General features: G+C 72.8%; 5 protein-coding genes. 2 read left to right on the forward strand and 3 right to left on the reverse strand.

Features of this window, described 5'->3' with window-relative positions:
- Positions 1-164, reverse strand: a 164-nt coding sequence (locus OUY22_RS35785) for a dihydrodipicolinate synthase family protein (RefSeq protein ID WP_270159760.1), incomplete at its 3' end; no start/stop codon positions are given.
- Positions 164-1048 carry an NAD-dependent epimerase/dehydratase family protein gene (locus OUY22_RS35790; RefSeq protein WP_270159757.1) on the reverse strand — a complete coding sequence of 295 codons (885 nt, stop codon included), beginning with the start codon at positions 1046-1048 and terminating at the stop codon, positions 164-166. The genes OUY22_RS35790 and OUY22_RS35785, both read right to left, overlap by 1 nt.
- Before the next feature lie 222 nt (positions 1049-1270).
- On the opposite strand from OUY22_RS35790, the gene OUY22_RS35795 reads away from it, so the two are divergent.
- Both OUY22_RS35795 and OUY22_RS35800 read left to right on the forward strand, forming a co-directional pair.
- Positions 1271-2242, forward strand: coding sequence for a LacI family DNA-binding transcriptional regulator (locus tag OUY22_RS35795; protein ID WP_270159758.1), 972 nt, complete (start codon positions 1271-1273; stop codon positions 2240-2242).
- Positions 2239-3180, forward strand: a complete 942-nt coding sequence (locus OUY22_RS35800) for an aldose epimerase family protein (protein WP_270159759.1) — start codon at positions 2239-2241, stop codon at positions 3178-3180. Before OUY22_RS35795 ends, OUY22_RS35800 begins: the two co-directional genes overlap by 4 nt.
- Here OUY22_RS35800 and OUY22_RS35805 read toward each other — a convergent pair.
- Positions 3181-4547: PP2C family protein-serine/threonine phosphatase (locus tag OUY22_RS35805; protein ID WP_333486879.1), on the reverse strand; the 1367-nt coding region annotated here is incomplete at its 5' end.

Raw genomic sequence — 4547 nt, forward strand, 5'->3', positions numbered from 1 at the left:
GCCTCCGACAGCGCGGGGAACTCGCCGGTGCCGCAGGCCACGAACACCCCGCCGGGGCCGTGGGCGAGCCCGCGCGCGAGGTGCTCGGCCAGGACCCCCTCGGCCAGCTCTCCCGACGGGGTGAAGGGGGTGACGGGGAAGAAGAGGACTCCGGTGAGGTGCATCAGATCTCCAGTTCGGTACGCCAGCTGCGCTTGGCGGTCCAGCCGAGCAGCCGGGCGGCCTTGGCCGAGGTGAAGGCGGGCAGGCTGCCGGTGAGCGCGGCGGCCTGGTCGGTCGTGCCGGGCATCACGGCGGGGAGCAGGTCGGCGAGCGGGCGGCGGGCCAGCGCGTCGGCGGCGCCGGCGAAGAACACCTCGCCGTTGGGCAGGCCGGGCAGCCGTTCGACGAGGGTGGCGATCATGTCGGCGGCGTCCCTGGCGTCGATGTAGTTGAACAGGGAGACGCCGGCGACCTCCGGCCTGTCGAGGCGTTCGAGGATGGTGTGGCCCGACTGGGTGGGGGCCCCGGCCCACTCCTCGGGCGCCACCACGAAGCAGGGCCGCACGGCCGCGAACCGCGTCTCGCGGGAGCGCGCGAACGACGCCATCGTCTGCTCGGCCACGACCTTGGACAGGCTGTAGGCGTTCCACGGCGCGGTCGGGTGGTCCTCGTCGATCGGCAGGTAGCGGGGCGACCAGCCGGACGGCGACCCGTACCCGATCACCGTCGGGCTGCTGGCGACCACCACCCGGCCCACGCCGGAGTGGCTCGCCGCCTCGCACACGTTGAAGGCCAGTTGCGTGTTGGTGCGGAAGATCACGCCCTCGGTGCGGCTGAACGGGGTCGCGATCGCCGCCAGGTGGATCACCACGTCGGGCCGGAAGCGCGCCATCACGTCGTACGCCTCGCCCAGGTCGGTGAGGTCGGCCGGGAGGGTGGCCGCCGCCTCGTCGGGGGTGCCGGCGGTGACGTCGACGCCGATCACTTCGTGACCTGCCTGCGTCAGCGAGGTGACCAGGCTGCGCCCCAGCCTTCCGGCGCTGCCCGTCACCAATGTTCGTGTCATCGCTCGTTCACCCTTCCGCAGGGACCGTGGACCGCAACCGGTTGCAAAAAGTATTGAGGCGCTGCTGGGAGAACGTCAAGCCGCCCCATCCCGGCCTGCGGTATCGACGCTGGCCCCGTGGGCGGTAAGGTGAGTTTCCGGCGCCTGGGCCCCGCGACGGGGATCCGTTGACATGGATACAAGCGCTTGCATTAATGTACAGTGCATGCTCGGAGGCCCAGCGTGGCGGTGACGATTCGTGACGTGGCGGAGGCGTCAGGCGTGCACGTCTCCACGGTGTCGCGCGCCTTCTCCGCGCCCCATCTGGTCAATCCGGTGACCCGCACCCGCGTGCTCGCCGTCGCCGAGGACCTCGGCTACCGGCCCAACCGGGCCGCCCGCGCGCTCACCACGGGACGCACCCACAACCTCGGCCTGATCGTGGCCGACATCGCCAACCCCTTCTTCCCTCCGCTCATCAAGGCCGCCCAGGCGCAGGCCAGGCTCCGCGACTACCACGTGTTCGTGGCCGACACCGACGAGGACCCGCAGGTCGAGGAGGAGCTGATCCAGACCCTCACCAAGCAGGTCGACGGCGTGCTGCTGTGCAGCCCCCGGCTCACCAACAAGACGATCGAGCGCCTGCGCGAGGAGGTGCCGTTCGTGGTGGTCAACCGCAGGGTCAAGGGCATGCCCACGGTGCTCATGGACGTCGGGCGCGGGGTCAGGCTCGCCGTCGAGCACCTGGCCGCGCTCGGCCACCGCAGGATCGCCCTGGTGACCGGGCCCAGCGGCTCGTGGACCAGCAAGGAGATGCAGGCGGCCGCCGCCGCCATGAGCGGGGCCGACGTCACCTTCCTCGGCCCCAACCCGCCCACCGAGCTCGGCGGCCTGGCCGCCGTCACCGACGTCATCGCCTCGGGCGCCACGGGGGTGCTCGCCTACAACGACCTGGTCGCGATCGGCCTGATCGAGGGCCTGGCCGAGCGGGGCGTCGACGTTCCGGGGGACATCAGCGTGATCGGGGTCGACGACATCGTCCCCGGCCGCCTGAGCCGCCCCAAGCTGACCACCATCGCCATGCCGACCGCCGCCGCCGGCCGCATCGCCGTCGACCTGCTGCTCGGCTCGGTCGACTCCGAGGCCACCAGCGGCGTCACCGTGCTGGAGACCAGCCTGATCGTCCGCGAATCTACGGGAGAGGCACACTCATGATCTTCGGAACGCTGCCCTCGGGGGAACGCGTCGAGCGCCACGAACTGTCCTCGGGGCGCCTGCGCGCGGCAGTGCTCTCGTACGGCGCGATCCTGCAAACGCTTGAGGTCGGCGGCGTCAACGTCGTGCTGAGCCTGCCGACCCTGGCCGACTACCTGACCCGCAGCCGCTACTTCGGCGCCGTGGTCGGCCGCTACGGCAACCGCATCGCGGGCGGCAGCTTCACCCTCGACGACGTCGCGTACCACCTGCCGCTCAACAACGGCCCCAACAGCCTCCACGGCGGCACCGAGGGCTTCGACAGCAAGGTCTGGGAGGTCCGCGACGTCAGCGGGTCGGCCATCACGCTCGCGCTCACCAGCCCCGACGGCGACCAGGGCTATCCCGGCACGCTGACCGCCACGGTCACCTACACGCTCGACGGCGACGCGCTGCGCATCGACTACACCGCCGAGACCGACGCGCCCACCGTGGTCAACCTGACCAACCACTCCTACTTCAACCTGGCCGGCGGCGGCGACGTGCTCGGCCACGTGGTCCGCATCGACGCGGCCCGCTACCTGCCGGTCGACGACGACAAGATCCCCACCGGCGAGCTCGCCCCGGTCGAGGGCACCGTGTTCGACTTCACCACGCCGCACGCGGTCGGCGAACGGTTCGACGGCGCCTACGACCACTGCTACGTGCTCGACGGCGACATGACCGTGACCGACCCGGCCTCCGGCCTGACCATGGAGGTCACCACCACCGAGCCCGGCGTCCAGTTCTACGCCGGCGGCATGCTCGACGGCGACGCGACCCCGTACGGCCCGCACGCCGGGCTCTGCCTGGAGACGCAGCACTTCCCCGACTCGCCCAACCAGCCGGACTTCCCCTCGACCGTGCTGCGCCCCGGCGAGCGCCGCACCTCGGCGACCACCTACCGCTTCCCCGAATGATCAGCGCCGGGCCGGCGTCGCCCGCAGCACCAGCAGCGCCACGTCGTCCCTCGACGGGGACGCGGAGAAGGAGGCGACCGCCTGCCTGACCCGTTCGGCGACGGCGGCGGCGTTCAGCCCGCCGCACCCCGACAGCAGCTTGGCCAGCCCGTCGTCGTCGTCGAGCAGCCGCCGGCCGTCGCGCCGCTCGGTCACCCCGTCGGTGACGCACAGCAGCACGTCCCCGGGCGCCAGCTCGAACGACTCCACGCCGAACCGCGCGTCCGCCTCGATGCCGAGCAGCAGCTGCGGCGTGGTGACCGCCTGCTCCACCCGGCCGTCGGCGCGCAGCAGCAGGGGCGGCACGTGCCCGGCCGAGGCGATCGCGCACCGCGCCCCGCCCCGCGGCAGCGGGGTCAGCTCACCGCAGAGCAGGCTCAGGAACCGGCCCTCCTCGTCCTCCTCCAGCAGGGTCTGGTTGAGCCGGTCGAGGATGTCGGCCACGGTGTAGTGCTCCTTGGCCAGCAGGCGCACGGCGTGCCTGGCCAGCCCGGTGACGGCGGCCGCCGCCGGCCCGCTGCCGCAGACGTCGCCGAGCGCGAAGTACCCGTGGCCGGCCACGGTGAACAGGTCGTAGAAGTCGCCGCCGACGTCCGCGCCCTCCTCGGCGGGCTCGTACACGACCGCGGACTCCAGCCCCGGGACGGGCGCCATCGGCACCGGCAGCAGGCTGCGCTGCAGGACCTTCGAGGTGGTGGCCTGGCGGGCGTAGAGCATGGCCGTGTGCAGGTTGAGCGCGATCAGGCGGCACAGGTCGGACAGCAGGGCCGCCAGCTCCAGCGGCAGCGCCGGCTCGCGGCGGCCGATCACCAGCGCGCCGTGCGACCTGCCCTGGGCCTGCAGCGGGAAGGACACCACGCTCTCGCGGGTGACCGGCCAGACGACCTCGTCCAGCGGCGAGCGGGGGATGGCGGGCAGGCGGGCGCGCAGCTCGGCGTTGTGCCGCTGCTCGCTGTGCCACACGTGCGCCAGCCGCGTCATGCCCGCCAGATCGGTCAGGTAGACAGCGGCCCAGGTGGCGAGCCTGGGCACCACGAGCTGGGCCGCCAGCGCCGCGATCAGCTCCTCGTCGCGCGCGCCCGCGAGCAGCTCGCCCGCCTCGGTGAGGAACGACAGCCGCCCCCGCTGCGTCCGGTCCCGCTCGGCCAGCCGCCGCCGGTGCAGGGTGCCGGCCACCTGGTCGGCGATGTGCCACAGGCTCGCGGAAAGGTCCTGGTCGAACCGGCCGGGCTCGGCGGCGGTCACCGCCAGGTGGCCGATCACCTCGTCCGCCACCACCAGCGGCGCGCAGGCGAGTGACCTGGCCCGCAGCAACCCGGCGAGCGCGG

Origin of the sequence: Nonomuraea corallina, assembly GCF_027620315.1 — a bacterium.
GTDB lineage: Bacteria > Actinomycetota > Actinomycetes > Streptosporangiales > Streptosporangiaceae > Nonomuraea > Nonomuraea corallina.